Below are 16,387 nucleotides of genomic sequence, written 5' to 3'. Positions count from 1 at the left end.
CCCCACATGATCTTTCGAGGGTCACCGTACCGAGGGTGCGGCCACGATCCACAACCGGTTTCTCAGGCGCAGTAGGTGTTGTGCTTCACCAGGGCGAGCCCGGCGACCTTGCCGTCGGCCATGGTGAACTCGTAGAACCAGTCCGGGCCGCCGCTGCCGCTCTCGGACGGGAGCTCGTAACCGCCCTCCTTGATCGGCTTGAGGTCCCTGCCCTCGTAGGCGCGCTTGAGCTCCTCCTCCGTCGAGCCGGCGCCGATGCCCTCGGCGGTGCGGGCGCCCGCCGGGGCGACCAGCTGGCGCAGGCCCTCGGTGCCGAAGTTGACCCGGCCGGTGGTCAGGAAGGCCTGGTCCCGGTTCTTGCGGGCGGGCCCGAGGAGGTCCAGGTCCTTGTAGAGCACGGCCATCTCCCGCCGCCCCGCCTCGGTCTGGTCGAGCTGCTCCCGAAGGCCCGCGAGGTACTCCTGCAGTTCCTTCGACGAGGCCCCGGACGGCGGGGGCGCGAGCGGCTTCCTGGCCGCCTTGATCTCGTCGATCCTGGCCAGGGCCTTGTCGGCCTTCGTACGGACCTCCGCCTCGGCCGCCATCCGGACCGGGTCCGGCGCCGGGCCGCCCTTGTACGCGTAGTCGGTGCAGCCGTTGAGCAGCGAGACCGGCGACGGCTCCAGGGCTCCGGAGGTGAGCGCCTCCTCCTTGGTCATCGAGAGCTGGAGCCCGCGGTAGCCGGCGGCGCCGAACGGCTGCGGCGGTGTACTGGCCGCCGCCTCGGCAGCGCCGCCCCCGTCTCCCCCGCAGGCCGCCGCTCCGGCCATGACCAGCGCCGTCGTCAGTACGGCCCCGGCCACGCGCCCGCCGCGCGTCGTCCCCACCATGATCATCTCTCCTTCGTCGACCGCACACGGTAGCGAACGTGCGGGCACGATCGACAACCGGCTCCCCCACGCGCGGAAGGGGCCCGCGTCCGAGGACGCGGGCCCCTTCGCGCACGCACCGGTCAGGAGGCCGGCCCCCGGTCGGCCAGGCTCCGGGTGTAGTGGGCGGCGGCCAGGACGGAGGCCATCAGCTCGGAGTCGAGCACGGCGGCGTCGGCCAGCCGGGTCGCGGACGCGTGGGAGGCGAGCAGCGTCTTGGTGACCCGCAGGGCGGCCTCGGAGCGGCGCGTGATGGGGCGGGCCCACTCGGCCACCGCCTCGTCCAGCTCCTGCTCGGGGACGACCCGCTGCAGGATGGCGAGCTCCCGCGCCTCCACCGCGCCGACCGGGCGGCCGGTGAGGATGATCTCGCGGACCCGGGCCGCGCCGACCTCGTGCAGCAGCCGGGGCAGCAGGCCGCCCCAGGCGACGGGCAGGCCCAGGGCCAGTTCGGGCAGCCGGAAGACGGCGTTGTCGGCGCCGGCCCGCAGGTCGCAGGCGAGCGCCAGGGCGAAGCCGGCACCGGTCGCCCGGCCCTGGACCCGGGCGATGGTGACGGCGGGGCTGTTGACGAGGGCGTCGCAGACCCGGCGGGCCTTGTCCCCGTAGGCCCGTATGCGGCCGCCGGTCGGGTCCTCGTCCAGGCCCGCGAGGAGTTCGTCGCGGTCGCCGCCGAGGCAGAAGTCGCGGCCGGCCGCGGAGAGCACGATCACCCGCACGGCCGGGTCGGGGACGGCGAGGAGGGCCAGGAGTTCGTCCAGCATGGCCGAGGTGACGGCGTTCCCCGTCCCCGGGGTGTCCAGCTCGACGTGGAGCACCGCGCCCCGGAGCTCGGAACGGACCGTACGGGCGGGCGCGGGTTCGGGGACCACCGCGGCTTCGGGAACCGGAGCGCCTTCGGGAGCGGGAGCGCCTTCGGGGACCGGCGGGGACTGCGGGACCAGCGCGGACTGGGGGGCCAGCGGGTACCAGCCGGTCGTCGTCGAGGGGTGCGGGACGTACGGCGGCGGCTGCATCGCGTACGGGGGGTACTGGGGAGCCTGCGGGGAGACGTTCATGCGGACACTCTCAGGGACGTCACCCGGTGGAAGACCATCCGGGGCGCGTGCTCCGGCGGGCTCACCGCCCGCAGCGTCGGGAAGCGCTCCAGCAGTTGACCGATCAGGGCCCGCGCCTCCAGCCGGGCCAGGCCCGCGCCGAGGCAGTAGTGGGCGCCGCCGCCGAAGGTGAGGTGGGTGCCCCGGCGGAGCGGGTCGAAGGCGTGCGGGTCCGGGTTGCGGCGCGGGTCGCGGTTGGCCGCGCCGTACATCACGTGGACCATGGTGTCCTTGGGGAGGAACGTTCCGGCCAGCACGGTGTCCTCGCCCGCGACGCGGCTGTTGACGCGGATCGGCGGGTCGTAGCGCAGCGCCTCGTCGATCGCCTCGTCGATGTGCTCGGGCCGCTCCCGCAGCCACTCCCACGTCCCGGGCGACCGCAGCAGCTGCCACACCAGCGAGGAGAGCAGCGTCGCCGTGGTCTCCAGCGAGGCGATGGTGACGAACATGGTGAGCTGGTAGACCATCCGGTCGGTGGCCTCGGGGTCGGACTCCAGCGCGTCCCAGGTGCGGATCCAGCCGGCGATCACGTCGTCGCCGTCGTTGTCGCGGCGTTCCCGGACGAGCCGGGTGAAGTACTCGCGAAGGTCCATGGTGGCCTGCTCGGAGACCGCCAGCTGGCTCTTGGTGGGCAGCAGTTCCTGGGCGTGCACCTGGTTGTGGGTCATCGTCAGGATGTGCGGGTAGTCCGCGCGGGGGATGTCCAGCCAGCGCCCGATGGTGCCGATCGGCAGCTGCTCGCTGACCACGGAGGCGAAGTCCGCCTCGCCGTCCGCCTGTATTCGCTCGGCCAGGCGGTCGAGCAGTTCGGTGGCGTCGGCCTCGATCCGCGGCGTCATGTCCCGGAGGGTGTTGCGGTCGAAGAGGCTGCCGAGGCTGCGCCGCTGCCGGGTGTGCTCGGGGGCGTTGAGGCGGGAGAGGGTGCGGCTCATCTCCTGGGTGGCGACGGCCTCCCAGCGCTCCGTCCCGGTCTGCCGCTCCTGCCAGGCGAAGTCGGGGACGAGCCAGGTCCTGCCGCGCAGAACCTGGTCGCAGGCCTCGTAACCGGTGACCAGGTAGCCGCCCCAGGGCGCCGGGACGAGGTCCCCGAGCGCCCGCAGCCCGTCGTAGACCGGGCTCGGGTCGGCGAGCCCCTCGGCCGACCGCAGCCTCCGCAGCAGCGGGACGGCGGCACGGCGGTCGACCCTGCCGTCAGGGTGCTCCGACTCCGCGGGGCGGGCTTCCAACATGGCGGTCACACGGGCTCCTTCAACACGCGGGCGGGCAGTACGGCGGCGTACTACCCAGCACCAGCGCGCTCAAGCGTCGATCCGTGTTGCCCCCGTCACGTACTGCACCGTCGTCGCACGCCGTTCACCTCGCGGTGACCGAACGTCCGGTGACCGAACGGCTGGTACCCGAACGGCCCGTGACCGGACGGCCCGTGACCGAACAGCCGGTGACCGAACGGCCCGTGACCGAACGGCCGGTGGCCGGACGGCCCACGACGGCGGGCCGGGCCGGGGAGCCCGGAGCCCGGGACGCCTCAGACCCGGAAGACGTCCAGGAAGGAGCTCCACCAGCCCTTCTTCTGCGGGGCCCGGGCCGGACCGGCGGCGGCCTGCGGGTACGCCTGCACCTGCTCGGCGGCGGCCTGCGCGGGCGCGGGGGCGGGGGCGGTGTCCGCGCCCACGGCCGGCCCCGCGGTGCGGGCGGCCACCGGGCTGAACCGCACCGGCAGCGAGACCAGGCCGCGCTGGAACGGGCCCGGCCGCCACTCGACGCTCTCCGCGGGCACCGCGAGCGTGACGTCCGGGAGCGCGTTGAGCAGGCACTCGATCGCGCTCAGGGCGATCAGCTGGGCCGGGGACTTGGCCGGGCAGGCGTGCGGGCCGGCGCCCCAGGCCAGGTGGGCCCCCTTGCTGAGGGTCAGTCGGGCGTCGGTCAGCACCGGGTCGCTGTTGGCGGCGGCGAAGCTGATCACCACCGGGCTGCCGGCGTCCATCGGGACGCCGCCCAGGTTGAGGTCCTGCATCGGGTAGTGCGTCGCGTAGTTGGCGATCGGCGGGTTGTTCCACAGCACGTCGTCGAGGGCGTCCTCGATGCGCAGTCCGGCACCGCCCTCGCCGGACAGCAGCAGGAGCAGCGCGTTGCCGATGAGGTTGCGCTCGGGCTCGACGCCGGCGCCCATCAGCATGACCAGCTGGTCCTTGAGCTCCTCGTCCCGCAGCCCGGCCGGGTGCTGGATGAGCCAGGAGGTGATGTCGTCGCCCGGCTGGCGGCGCTTCAGCGCGACCAGGTCCATCAGGCAGGAGGTCAGCTCCTCGTTGGCCTGGATCACGTCGAGGCCGTCGAAGAGCGCGGACATGCTGCGGGTCAGCCGGTCGCCGATGTCGGCCGGGCAGCCGAACAGCTGGTTGAACAGCAGCAGCGGCAGCAGCTTGGCGTAGTCGTTGAGCAGGTCGGCCCGGCCCAGCGCGCTGAACTGGTCGATCAGGTAGCCGGCGATCCGCTCGACGTGCCGGTTGAGCCGGTTGTCGTTGAGCCGGTCCAGGCTCTCGGTGACGGCCTTGCGCAGCCGCAGGTGCTCGGCGCCGTCCGTGAAGAGGCAGTTGGGCCGGTAGAACATCATCGGCAGGACGGGGCTGTCCATCGGCACCCGGCCCTCGTTCAGCGCCGCCCAGCGCCGCGAGTCCCGGGCGAACATGCCCGGGTTCTGCAGCACCCGCAGCGCGGCCTCGTGCGAGGTGACCAGGGTGGCGTCCACCCCCGGCGCCAACTCCACCGGCGCGGCCGGGCCGTTGGCGCGCAGCTTGTCGTAGACCGCGCCGGGGTCGGCCGAGAACATCTCCCCGTAGAGCGGCGTGCTCACGCCGGCGTGCATCGGGCAGCCCGGCGGAGGCGACTGCGGTACGGGTCGCTGCAGAGATTCCATGGGTCGTTCCTTGGAGGAGGCCCCGGGCGGGTGCGGACCCGGGAGACGTGAGGGGAGGAAGGCGTGGGGGAGGGAGGAGCCGTGGGGAGGTCAGGAGGCGCGGTCGAGCAGGTGCCGGACGAGCGTCAGCAGGGCGTTGGCCGAGGAGCGCTGGTCCCGCGCGTCGCAGAACACCACCGGCGTGTGCGGCAGCAGGTCGAGCGCCTCGCGCAGCTGGTCCTCGGTGTACCCGCTCTCCCGGTCGAAGCTGTTGACCGCGACCGCGTACTCCAGGCCGTACTGCTCGATCAGGTCGATGACGGGGAAGGTGTCCGCGAGGCGGGTCGGGTCGGCCAGCAGCAGCGCCCCCAGCGCCCCCCGCGCCATGTCCTCCCAGAGCTGCATGAACCGCTGCTGGCCCGGCGTACCGAACAGGTACAGCACCAGGTCGTCGCCGAGCGTCAGCCGGCCGAAGTCCAGGGCGACGGTCGTGGTCTTCTTGTCCGGCGCCCCGCGGAGGTCGTCGACGCGGATGGACGCCTGCGTCATGCTCTCCTCGGTGCTCAGCGGGGCGATCTCCGACAGGGCCCCGATGAGCGTCGTCTTGCCGACCGCGAAGTGCCCCACGACCAGGATCTTGACAGCGGTCGTCACCGCGCCCGGGACGTAGATGTCCTCAGGCGAACCGGCGTTGAAGTCCATGCAGTACCTTCTCTAGAAGTCTCGGGTCCGGGGCCTGGGCCGGGGGCGGGGCCGACCGCCGCAGCAGCCGCCCCTCACGGATCAGGTCCGTCAGCAGCAGCCTCACGACCCCCACCGGCAGCTCCAGCCTGGCCGCGACCTCGGCCACCGAGAGGTAGCCGCCGGAGCACAGCTCCCAGATCGCCCGGGTCTCCGGGCTCGGCAGCGCGGGGAGGTCCTGCTCGGGCGCGATGGTGACCAGGGTGATCAGAGACAGGTCGTCCGCACTCGGTAACGCGCGCCCACCGGTGATGACGTAGGAGCGGATGAAGCCGCCGGAGACCCGCTGTTCCTCGCCGCCGGTCGTCATGAGCCGCTGAGCGTGCTCTGGCGCGGCGCCGCCGACATCGCCCGTCCGAGCGCGCCCACCTGCTGCTGCATCCGGAAGGACATCGCCTCCATGTCGACGTCGGGGGCGGTGGAGGCGGCCAGGTACGCGCCGCTGCCGGCCGCGATCAGGAAGATCCAGCCGTGGTCGTACTCCAGGAGGGTCTGGCGCCAGACCCCGGCGCCGCCGCCGACGAACGGGGCGACCGCGCGGCTCAGCGACTGCATCGAGCTCATCGCGGCGGCGTTGGTCTCCGCTTCGTCACGGCCGATCTCGCTGGACCGTTCGAGCAGGAGGCCGTCGGCGGAGACGAGGATAGCGTGCCGGGCGCCCGGTACCTGGAGTACGTCGTTGAGCACCCAGGAAAGATCGCGGCTCACTGGATCTCGGTTCCTTCCGTGGTCATGGTGTTGCGCCCGGACAGCGTGCCGCGCTGGAACGCGCCGAGGCGGGACGGCGTGTACTGGCCGGTGCCCCGCGGATCCTCGGCCCGACCGGGACCGGGCTCCTGCGGGGTGGGGACGACCGACACGGGACGCTGGCGGCGGCGCCGGGGCAGCAGTCCGTCCGCGGTCGTCTCCGGTCCCGCCGTCGCCGCGTACGGCGTCGGCACCGGGGCCAGGGGCGCCGTCGGCTCGGACAGCGACACGAGCCGCTGGCCGGCCCCCGGCGCCCAGGCCTGCGCGGGCTGCTCCACCGGCGCGGCCTGGTAGTCGGGGTAGTCGGTGTGCTCGGCGACGGGCGGGGCCGCGACCTCGCTGCTCAGCAGCTCGGCCGGCAGCAGCACCACGGCCCGCACGCCCCCGTACGGGGAGACGGAGTCGACGGAGACCCGGAAGCCGTAGCGGGCGGCCAGCATGCCGGAGACGGCGAAGCCGAACTTCGGGGGGTTGCCCAGGCTGGTGAGGCTGATCGGCGCGCCCGGGTTCAGGAGCAGCGACGCGCGGTCCTTCTCCTCCTGGCCCATGCCGAGGCCGGCGTCGTCGATGATCAGGCAGACGCCGGTGGGGACGGCCTGGACGCTGACCTCCACCGGGGTGTCCGGGGCGGAGTAGTTGGTCGCGTTGGCGAGCAGCTCGGACAGCACGACGGCGACCGGCTCGACGACCTTGCTGGCGAGCGAGACGCTGACCCGGGAGTGGATCCGCACCCGGTCGAAGTGCCGGATCCGGCCCTGGGCGCTGCGGACCACGTCGAAGACCGAGGCGACGCTCTCACGGCGGCCCAACCAGCCGCCGCAGAGCACCGCGATGCCCTGGGCACGCCGGCCGAACTGGCTGTTGGTGTGGTCGATCGTCATCAGGTCGGCGAGGATCTGCGGGCTGTCGCCGTACTTCCGCTGCACCTTGTCGATGACGATCTGCTGCTCGTCGGCCAAGCCCTGCAGCGTCCGCATCGCCGCCTTGAGGACGGCCTTGGTGTCCTCCTCGGCGTCCCGGCGGACGGCCGTCAGCTCGGAGGCGTGCTGGCCCTGCAGGCGGTCGTGCAGCACGGCGAGTTCCTCGCGCTGCCGCTGTGCCAGGGCGCTCTCCTCCTCCAGCGAGGCGTTGCGCCGTCGCAGGGCGAGGTTCGTCCGGCGGGCCTGGAGGGCCGCTCCGACGGATACGAGCATCACCACGATGAAGACCCAGAAAAAGGGTTCCTGCACAAATGACGTCATGAAACTCTCTTCAGGTGGCATCGCGTGGGGCCGGTCCGGGCCCCGGAACGCGAATGGGACTGGCGGCCTGAACCTCTCCGAAAGGCACCCGATGTCACACCACATCGAAGTGCGTTCCGGTACGAGACCTGCGGCGACGCCTATCGCGGAGTCAGCCTACTGCACCTCATGCCATGTCAGAACAGATAGCAAAAAGGGCAGTTGGGGCGAAATTCCACGACTTGCTGGGAACTCTGACAAGAAATGGCGGCATTCGTGACGCCGCGTTAACCATAGGGACACATCCCGACCACACTTCGATTCGCGCGCAGCGTGATTCCACTGTCACGCTCCGGAATTGACGGACCTCAGGACGGACCTCAGGACGGACCTCCGGACGACCCTCCGGGCGGGCGGCCGGACATGCGGAAGGGGCCCGCGTCCGTGGACGCGGGCCCCTCCGGTACAGCCGTCCGTCAGCGCATCGAACCGGTGCGCAGCAGGGTGCGGATGACGCGCATCGCGACCGAGAGGCTGGACAGCTCGTAGTTGTCCGAACCCCTTATGTCGTCGAGGGTGCTCTTGGCGCGGTTCAGCAGGGTCGCGTTGAGCTCGGCCCAGGCGGTGTACCGCTCCTCCGGGGTGGCGCCCTCGGGGCCGCAGGCCAGGATGTCGGCGGTCAGCGCCGCGTGCGCCGCGAAGAGGTCCTCGCGGATCGCGGCCCGGGCCATCGACGACCAGCGGTCGGTGCGGGGCAGCTCGATGATGCGGTCGAGCAGGTGCGAGATCTGGAGCCGGTCGCCCAGGTCGTAGTAGAGGTCGGCGACCTCGGCGACGTCCTTGCCGGAGCGGTCCGCGACCTCGGCGACGTCCAGGGTCGGGAAGACCGAGGAGAGGCCGGCGATCCGGGTGGCCAGCTCCTCCGGCACCCCGGCCGCGGCGAGCTCGCCGTAGATCGACTCGAACCAGGTCAGGTCCTCGCCGCGGAGCGGCTTGGGCAGCGACGCCCAGACCTGGTTGACCCGGTCGTGGAAGAACTCGATGGTGCCGGCGATGTCGAGCGGCTGGCGGCGGTTGTTGAGCATCCACCGGGTGGCGCGCTCGACCAGGCGCCGCGAGTGCAGCCGCATCTTGGTCTGCACCCGGGCCGGGACCTTGTTGTCCAGGTCCTCGATCTCGGCCCAGATCGGCTCCAGGTCGAAGACGGCCCGCGCGGCGGTGTGCGTCCGGGCGATCTCCTCGTAGGTCGCGCCGGTCTCCTCCTTCAGGCGGAAGGCGAAGGTGCAGCCACCGCGGTTGATCGTGTCGTTGACGATCAGCGTGGTGATGATCTCGCGGCGCAGCGCGTGGTTGTCGATCGCGTCGGCGAACCTCGCCCGCAGCGCGGTCGGGAAGTACTCGTGCAGCGAGGTGCGGAAGAACGGGTCGTCCGGCAGCTCGGTGGCCAGCAGCTCCTCGGCCAGGATGATCTTGGTGTAGGCGAGCAGGACGGACATCTCGGGCTGCGAGAGGCCGCGGCCGTTCTGCTGGCGCTCACGGATCTGGCGCTCGGCGGGCAGGAACTCCAGCCCGCGGTCCAGCTGGCCGGCCGACTCGAAGCGGCTGATCATCCGGGCGTGCACGTTGACCATGCTGTGCGCCTGGGCGACGGCGTTGGCCAGCACCACGTTCTGCGCGTAGTTGTTGCGCAGCACCAGGTGGCCGACCTCGTCGGTCATCTCGGCCAGCAGGACGTTGCGCTGCTTGACCGTCATGTCGCCCTCGGCGACCACCTGGTTGAGCAGGATCTTGATGTTGACCTCGTGGTCCGAGGTGTCCACACCGGCCGAGTTGTCGATCGCGTCGGTGTCGATCCAGCCGCCGGTGCCCTCCGGGCCGCCGGTGGCCGCGTACTCGATGCGGCCGAGCTGGGTGCAGCCGAGGTTGCCGCCCTCGCCGATGACCCGGGCCCGGACCTGCTCGCCGTTGACCCGGATGGCGTCGTTGGACTTGTCGCCCACCTCGGCGTTGGTCTCGGTGGAGGCCTTGACGTAGGTGCCGATGCCGCCGTTCCAGAACAGGTCGACCGGGGCCTGGAGGACGGCCCGCATCAGCTCGGCCGGGGTCAGCTTGGTCGCCGACACGCCGAGGGCGGCGCGGACCTGCGGGGTCAACTGGATCGACTTGGCGCTGCGCGGGAAGACCCCGCCGCCGGCCGAGATCAGCGACCGGTCGTAGTCGTCCCAGGAGCTGCGCGGCAGCTCGAACAGGCGGCGGCGCTCGGCGTACGAGGAGGCCGCCTCCGGGTTCGGGTCCAGGAAGATGTGGCGGTGGTCGAAGGCGGCGACCAGGCGGATGTGCTCGCTGAGCAGCATGCCGTTGCCGAAGACGTCGCCGGACATGTCGCCGATGCCGATGACGGTGAAGTCCTCGGTCTGGGTGTCGACGCCGAGCTCGCGGAAGTTGCGCTTGACCGACTCCCAGGCGCCGCGGGCGGTGATGCCCATGCCCTTGTGGTCGTAGCCGGCCGAGCCGCCGGAGGCGAACGCGTCGCCCAGCCAGAAGCGGTAGGACTCGGCGACGCCGTTGGCGATGTCCGAGAAGGTCGCGGTGCCCTTGTCGGCGGCGACGACCAGGTAGGTGTCGTCCTCGTCGTGGCGGACCACGTCGGCCGGGTGCACGACCTCGCCGCCGACCAGGTTGTCGGTGATGTCGAGCAGCGCCGAGATGAAGGTCTTGTACGAGGAGACGCCCTCGGCCAGCCAGGCGTCGCGGTCGACCGCCGGGTCCGGCAGCTGCTTGGCGACGAAGCCGCCCTTGGCGCCGACCGGGACGATGACGGTGTTCTTGACCATCTGCGCCTTGACCAGGCCCAGGATCTCGGTGCGGAAGTCCTCGCGCCGGTCGGACCAGCGCAGACCGCCGCGGGCGACCTTGCCGAAGCGCAGGTGGACGCCCTCGACCTGCGGCGAGTAGACCCAGATCTCGAACGCCGGGCGCGGGGCCGGCAGGTCCGGGATGGCCTTCGGGTCGAACTTCATCGACACGTAGGAGTGCCACTCGCCGGAGGCGGCGTGCTGGAAGAAGTTGGTCCGCAGGGTGGCCTTGATGAGGTTCAGGAAGGAGCGCAGGATGCGGTCCTCGTCCAGCGAGACGACCTCGTCGAGGGCGCCGGACAGCTCCTCCAGGATGCCCTCGGTCAGCTCCAGGGCGCCCGCGCGGTGGCTCGGGCTCAGCCGGGCCTCGAACAGGTTGACCAGCAGCCGGGTGGAGTGGGTGTTGTTGCGGAGCGCGTCCTCCATGTAGTCCTGGGAGAACGTGGAGCCCGCCTGGCGCAGGTACTTGGCGTACGCGCGCAGCATCATCGCCTGGCGCCAGGTCAGCCCGGCGGTCAGCACCAGCTCGTTGAAGCCGTCGTTCTCGGCCTTGCCCGTCCAGGTGGCGGCGAAGGTCTCCTGGAAGCGCTCGCGGGCCTCGTCGGTGAGCTCGGTGGCCTCGCGCAGCTTCAGGCCGAAGTCGTAGACCCACGCGGTGCTGCCGTCGGAGCGGCGCAGCGCGTACGGGTGCTCGTCCAGCACCTCGACGCCCAGGCGCTGGAGCACCGGCAGGACCTCGGTCAGCGAGATCGGGCCGCCGACCCGGTAGATCTTGAAGCGGCGCTCGTCGTCGCCGGCGCCGACCGGCTGGTACAGGTTCAGGCGGAAGTCGCCCTCGCCGTGCAGCGACTCGATCTGCTTGATGTCGGCGACGGCGGTGCGCGGCGGGAAGTCGGCGCGGTAGCCGTCGGGGAAGGCGTTGGCGTACTTGTGGCCGAGCTCGGCGGCCCGCTCCTCGCCCAGCTCGGTGTGCAGCTGGTCGTGGAAGCCGTCCATCCAGAACCGGGCGGCCTCGGCCAGGCGGTTCTCGATCCGCTCGATGTCCGTGTCGCTGAGGTGCGGCAGCGCGGTGCCCGGGGCGACCCGGACGACGAAGTGCAGACGGGTCAGCACCGACTCGGTGGCGTACACCGTGTAGTCGATGGTGGCGCCGTTCAGCTCCTCCTTGAGGATGTCGGTGATCAGCAGCCGGATGCGCGTGGTGTAGCGGTCGCGCGGCAGGTAGATGAACGCCGAGAAGTAGCGCCCGTACTCGTCCTGGCGCAGGAACAGCCGCAGCTTGCGGCGCTCCTGGAGGTAGAGCACGCTCGTCGCGATGGAGAGCAGCTCGGAGGCCGGGGTCTGGAAGATCTCGTCCCGCGGGAAGGTCTCCATGATCTGGAGCAGGTCGCGGCCGTCGTGGCTCTCGCTGGAGAAGCCGGAGTCCTCCAGCACCTCCTGGACCTTGCGGCGCACGACCGGGATGCGGGTGACCGACTCGGTGTAGGCGGCGGAGGAGAACAGGCCGAGGAAGCGGCGCTCGCCGACCGGCTCGCCGGCGGCGTTGAACTTCTTCACGCCGACGTAGTCCAGGTAGGCCGGGCGGTGCACGGTGGACCGGCTGTTGGCCTTGGTCAGGACGAGCAGCTTCTTCTCGTGGGCCTTGGCGCGCACCGGCGCGGAGAGCCGGCCGAAGGCCTCGCTGACGGCGTGGTGGGCGTCGTCGTGGCTGTGCGGGTCGGAGCGCAGGATGCCGAGGCCGGTCCCGGCGACGGCCTTGAGGACCTCCTCGCCCTCGTGCTCGACCAGGTCGTACTCGCGGTAGCCGAGGAAGGTGAAGTGGTCGTCGGCGAGCCAGCGCATCAGCTCCCAGGCCTCGCCGACCTCCTGCTCGGGCAGGCCGGCCGGGGGCTCCTCGGCCAGCTCGTCGGCCAGGCGCAGCGCGCTCTCGCGCATCTTGCCCCAGTCCTCGACGACCTCGCGGACGTCGCCGAGCACGCGGCGCAGGTCCGCCTCGATGGCGCGCAGGTCCTCGCGGTCGGTCTCGCGGTCGACCTCGATGTGCATCCACGACTCGACGGTCGCGTCGGCGGGCCACTCGGTGCCGGCGGCCTGGCTGCGGGAGCAGGCGTCGACGTCCAGGATCTCCAGCAGCTTGCCGGTGATGTCGCGGCGGACGACCAGCTGGGGGTGGATCACGACGTGGATCGCGCGGTCCTGGCGGGACAGCTCGTTGGTGACGGAGTCGACCAGGAAGGGCATGTCGTCCGTGACGACCTCGACCACGGTGTGGCCGCAGGACCAGCCGTTCTCCTCGACCGAGGGGGTGTGGACCCGCACCTCGGCGGTGCCCTGCGGGCGCTTGAGGCCCAGGCGGTAGTGGGAGGCGGCCGCGCCGTACACGTCGACCGGGTCTCTGTCGACCAGGTCGTCGGGCGCGGTGTGGAGGTAGTAGTGGTGCAGGTACGCGGTCAGAGCGCCGTTGCTCAGACCCTCCCCCGGCGCCGCTCCCCCCACCTGGCTGTTCTCAGCGGCTGCGGCTGCCTTCTTGAGCAGTTCGGCCTTGGCTGCGTCCAGCTTGGTCTGCATGACTTCTTGGCTCCTGTCGCGCGCCGTTGCGTGACTCGGTGGTGTGTGGATGTACACCGACGGGTCACCGCAATCCTGCCGCACCATCCGACTGAAAGGGGCTCATGGCACGCATGAAACGCCCTCCCAGCGGGTAGGACGTTCCGTTCGTCCTGCAGCCACCCGACGACGCCAGCCAGCCTAACCGGATCAATCGAAGGTGGACAGGGACAGGTCGGCGCAAACCCGCAGGAAGTCGGGTCCGTCCTGGACAGCATGTCCAAACCGGAGCCCGGTGTTCACTCTCAGCCCATGTGCGGGTGGCCGTGGTGGGTCGGCGGGACGAAGGTCTCCTTGATCGACCGGGCCGAGGTCCAGCGCAGCAGGTTCTGCGCGGCGCCCGCCTTGTCGTTGGTGCCGGAGGCCCGGCCGCCGCCGAAGGGCTGCTGGCCGACCACCGCGCCGGTCGGCTTGTCGTTGATGTAGAAGTTCCCCGCGGTGAACCGCAGCTCCTCGACCGCCTGCGCGATGGCGTAACGATCCTGCGCGATCACCGAGCCGGTCAGGCCGTACGGGGCGCCGGCGTCGACCCGGCGCAGCACGTCGTCCCAGCGGGAGTCCTCGTAGACGTGGACGGCGAGGATCGGACCGAAGTACTCGGTCCGGAAGATCTCGCCCCGGTGGTCGGAGGAGACCAGCACGGTCGGCCGGACGAACCAGCCGATCGCGTCGTCGTACTGTCCTCCGGCCGCCAGTTCGATCGTCGGATCGGCCTTCGCCCGATCGATGGCGTCCCGGTTCTTCTCGAAGGCGCGCCGGTCGATCAGGGCGCCCATGAAGTTGGACAGGTCGGTCACGTCGCCCACCGCGAGCGCGTCCACCTCGGCCAGGAAGTCGTCCTTGATCCGCTGCCAGAGGCTGCGCGGCAGGTAGGCGCGGGAGAGCGCCGAGCACTTCTGGCCCTGGTACTCGAAGGCGCCGCGGATCAGCGCCGTCCTCAGGATCTCCGGGTCGGCCGAGCGGTGGGCCAGCAGGAAGTCCTTGCCGCCGGTCTCGCCGACGATCCTCGGGTACGTGCGGTAGCCGCCGATGTTGGCGCCGACGGTCTGCCACAGGGAGCGGAAGGTGGCGGTGGAGCCGGTGAAGTGCAGCCCGGCGAACGCCGGGTCGGCGAGCACCACCGGGGAGACCTGGAGGCCGTCGCCGGTCACCAGGTTGATCACCCCGGGCGGCAGGCCGGCCGCCTCCAGCAGCCGCATCAGGTGGTACGCGGCCAGGGTCTGGGTCGGCGCGGGCTTCCAGACCACGGTGTTGCCCATCAGCGCGGGGGCGGTCGGCAGGTTGCCGGCGATCGCGGTGAAGTTGAACGGGGTGACCGCGTAGACGAAACCTTCCAGCGGGCGGTGGTCGGTGCGGTTCCACACGCCGGGCGAGGAGATCGGCTGGTCCGCCAGGATCTGCCGGGCGAACCCCACGTTGAACCGCCAGAAGTCGATCAGCTCGCACGCCGAGTCGATCTCCGCCTGCTGCGCGGTCTTGGACTGGCCGAGCATGGTGGCCGCGTTGAGCGTCTCCCGCCAGGGACCGGCCAGCAGGTCGGCGGCGCGCAGGAAGACCGCCGCGCGGTCGTCGAAGGAGAGCGAGCGCCACTGCCGGCCGGCGGCCAACGCCGCGTCCACCGCCGCCCGGGCGTCCTCCCGGGTGGCGTTGCCGAGCACGCCCAGCTTGGCGGCGTGGTGGTGCGGCTGCACCACGTCGATCCGCTCGCCGCCGCCGAAGCGCTGCTCGCCGCCGATCGTCATCGGCAGCGGCACCTGCTCGGCCGCCAGGTCGTCCAGCCGCCGCACCAGCCGGTCCCGCTCCGGACTGCCGGGCGCGTACGCCCGCACCGGCTCGTTGACCGGGACCGGCACCTCGGTGACTGCGTCGATGGGCATGGCGGGCTCCGTCCTGGGGCTGGTCGGGTGTGACACCAGCCTGACCAGCCGGGGCGCGATCCGCCCGCTCAGACACGCGGACGGCGGACGTGGCGCCCGCCACGTCCACCGGTATCCCGTCCCGCCCCTTCCGGACGGGCCCGGGGTTCAGCCCGTGATCCGGCCCGCCAGCTCGACCGCCTCGGCCAGGCTGTCCACCACCGGGACGCCGACCGGCTCCAGCTTCTCCCGGGTGTGCGAACCGCCGGTGTAGAGCACCGCGTGGGCGCCCGCGCCCAGCGCCGCCAGGGCGTCGTCCGCGGCGTCGCCGATCAGCACCGTACGGGCCGGGTCCACCCGCTCGCCGAGCGCGGCCAGGTGCCGGGTCAGATGCTCCGCCTTCTGGCCGCCGGACGGGCCGCTGCGGCCGTCCACCCGCAGGAAACCGCTGCTCAGGCCGAAGGTGTCGACCAGCGGCACCAGCTTGTCGTGCTCGTACATCGACAGCAGCGACTGGCTGTTCCCGGCCTCCCGCCAGCCGTCCAACAGCTCGCGCACGCCCTCGGTCAGCCCGCAGGACGGACTGAGCTCCCGGTAGCGGTCGTGGAACGCGTCGTCGAGCCTCAGCCACTCCTCCGCGGAGGGCGTCCGGCCGAGCAGGCGCTGGTAGAAGCGGGGAATCGGGATCTCGTACTGCTCGCGGTACTCCTGGAGCGTCATCGGCCCGACGCCGATGGTCGCGAACGCGGCGTTGCTCGCCCCGAGCACGGCCTCCATGTCGTGGAAGAGCGTGCCGTTCCAGTCCCAAACGATGTGAGTGCGCACGGGGTGAAACGGTAACCCGGCCGGGTGACACGCCGGTAGGGCGGAACTCACCCGAGCAGGGAGGGGATCTCCTGGGTCGCGAACCAGAGCAGGTCGTGGTCCTCGGCGCCGTCCACGGTGAACTGGGCGTCCTGGTCGCCGGCGTCGGCCGCGGCCACCGCCGCCACCGCCGCAGCGACGTCCGTGACCACCTCGTCGTCGGACACGTCGGCGTGCACCGCGGCCGCCTTGGCCAGCCGCACCGGGCCGGCCAGCACCACCCGGCCGAGCGAGGCCTGGTCCTGGTACTCGTCGCCGGGGAACGGCCGCACCGACCCGTCCGCCACGTCCAGCGCCACCACCACCCGGCGGCGCGGGGCCCCCGGGTCGGCGGCCAGCAGCCGCAGCGAGGACTGGGCGGCCCGGTTCAGCGCCGCGTACTCCAGCTCCTCCAGGTCGTCGCTGACGTACCACTCGCGCAGCGCGGGCGTCACCGCGTACGCGGCGGACTGGTCCAGGGCGCCGCCCTCGTGCGCCGCCGCCAGGCCGGCCAGGGTGGTGGGCACGTACACGCGCATCGGGGGCACTCTCCGGTTCGTCCAGCGGGGTTCGTCCAGCAGCACAGTCTCCAGCGCCCCAAGAATAAGCGCCGCCGGGCC

At 71.8% G+C, this 16,387-nt stretch carries 12 protein-coding genes; all 12 read right to left on the bottom strand.

The genetic code is table 11. The annotated features are described in order from the left end of the window. Positions 1 to 62: 62 nt before the first annotated feature. The 12 genes from ACFY4B_RS14135 to ACFY4B_RS14080 all read right to left on the bottom strand — a co-directional run bounded on the left by ACFY4B_RS14135 (position 63) and on the right by ACFY4B_RS14080 (position 16,306). A complete protein-coding gene (locus ACFY4B_RS14135; RefSeq protein WP_387827290.1) occupies positions 63 to 869 on the bottom strand; it encodes a hypothetical protein in 807 nt (268 codons plus the stop codon). Between the two features lie 122 nt (positions 870 to 991). Then, positions 992 to 1,966, bottom strand: a complete 975-nt coding sequence (locus tag ACFY4B_RS14130; RefSeq protein WP_387968019.1) for an enoyl-CoA hydratase-related protein — start codon at positions 1,964 to 1,966, stop codon at positions 992 to 994. Next, the gene (locus tag ACFY4B_RS14125; RefSeq protein WP_082346157.1) at positions 1,963 to 3,234 is read right to left on the bottom strand and encodes a cytochrome P450; all 1,272 of its coding nucleotides are present in this window, start codon (positions 3,232 to 3,234) and stop codon (positions 1,963 to 1,965) included. The genes ACFY4B_RS14130 and ACFY4B_RS14125 overlap by 4 nt, the downstream gene beginning before the upstream one ends. A gap of 296 nt (positions 3,235 to 3,530) precedes the next feature. Continuing rightward, positions 3,531 to 4,919, bottom strand: coding sequence for a cytochrome P450 (locus ACFY4B_RS14120; RefSeq protein WP_074005014.1), 1,389 nt, complete (start codon positions 4,917 to 4,919; stop codon positions 3,531 to 3,533). Between the two features lie 90 nt (positions 4,920 to 5,009). After that, a complete protein-coding gene (locus ACFY4B_RS14115) occupies positions 5,010 to 5,600 on the bottom strand; it encodes an ATP/GTP-binding protein (protein WP_074005013.1) in 591 nt (196 codons plus the stop codon). Beyond that, positions 5,575 to 5,949 (bottom strand): DUF742 domain-containing protein, encoded by a 375-nt coding sequence (locus ACFY4B_RS14110; RefSeq protein ID WP_049653843.1) that lies wholly within the window; start codon positions 5,947 to 5,949, stop codon positions 5,575 to 5,577. Before ACFY4B_RS14110 ends, ACFY4B_RS14115 begins: the two co-directional genes overlap by 26 nt. Next, positions 5,946 to 6,347, bottom strand: coding sequence for a roadblock/LC7 domain-containing protein (locus ACFY4B_RS14105; protein WP_049653846.1), 402 nt, complete (start codon positions 6,345 to 6,347; stop codon positions 5,946 to 5,948). Before ACFY4B_RS14105 ends, ACFY4B_RS14110 begins: the two co-directional genes overlap by 4 nt. Next, the gene (locus ACFY4B_RS14100; RefSeq protein ID WP_049653847.1) at positions 6,344 to 7,627 is read right to left on the bottom strand and encodes an ATP-binding protein; all 1,284 of its coding nucleotides are present in this window, start codon (positions 7,625 to 7,627) and stop codon (positions 6,344 to 6,346) included. The genes ACFY4B_RS14105 and ACFY4B_RS14100 overlap by 4 nt, the downstream gene beginning before the upstream one ends. A gap of 455 nt (positions 7,628 to 8,082) precedes the next feature. After that, complete coding sequence (locus ACFY4B_RS14095) at positions 8,083 to 13,029, bottom strand: NAD-glutamate dehydrogenase (protein WP_387968017.1); 4,947 nt, start codon at positions 13,027 to 13,029, stop codon at positions 8,083 to 8,085. 284 nt (positions 13,030 to 13,313) lie between these two features. Continuing rightward, positions 13,314 to 14,939 carry an L-glutamate gamma-semialdehyde dehydrogenase gene (pruA, locus tag ACFY4B_RS14090; protein WP_380781609.1) on the bottom strand — a complete coding sequence of 542 codons (1,626 nt, stop codon included), beginning with the start codon at positions 14,937 to 14,939 and terminating at the stop codon, positions 13,314 to 13,316. A gap of 153 nt (positions 14,940 to 15,092) precedes the next feature. Then, positions 15,093 to 15,749: an HAD family hydrolase gene (locus ACFY4B_RS14085; RefSeq protein ID WP_074005011.1), complete on the bottom strand. Its 657-nt coding sequence runs from the start codon at positions 15,747 to 15,749 to the stop codon at positions 15,093 to 15,095. A gap of 47 nt (positions 15,750 to 15,796) precedes the next feature. Next, on the bottom strand, positions 15,797 to 16,306 hold the full coding sequence (locus ACFY4B_RS14080) for a DUF6912 family protein (RefSeq protein WP_049653861.1): 510 nt from the start codon (positions 16,304 to 16,306) through the stop codon (positions 15,797 to 15,799). Positions 16,307 to 16,387: the final 81 nt, after the last annotated feature.

It is taken from the genome of Kitasatospora sp. NPDC001261, assembly GCF_042896795.1.
GTDB lineage: Bacteria > Actinomycetota > Actinomycetes > Streptomycetales > Streptomycetaceae > Kitasatospora.
This window is presented reverse-complemented; position numbering and strand designations above follow the sequence as displayed.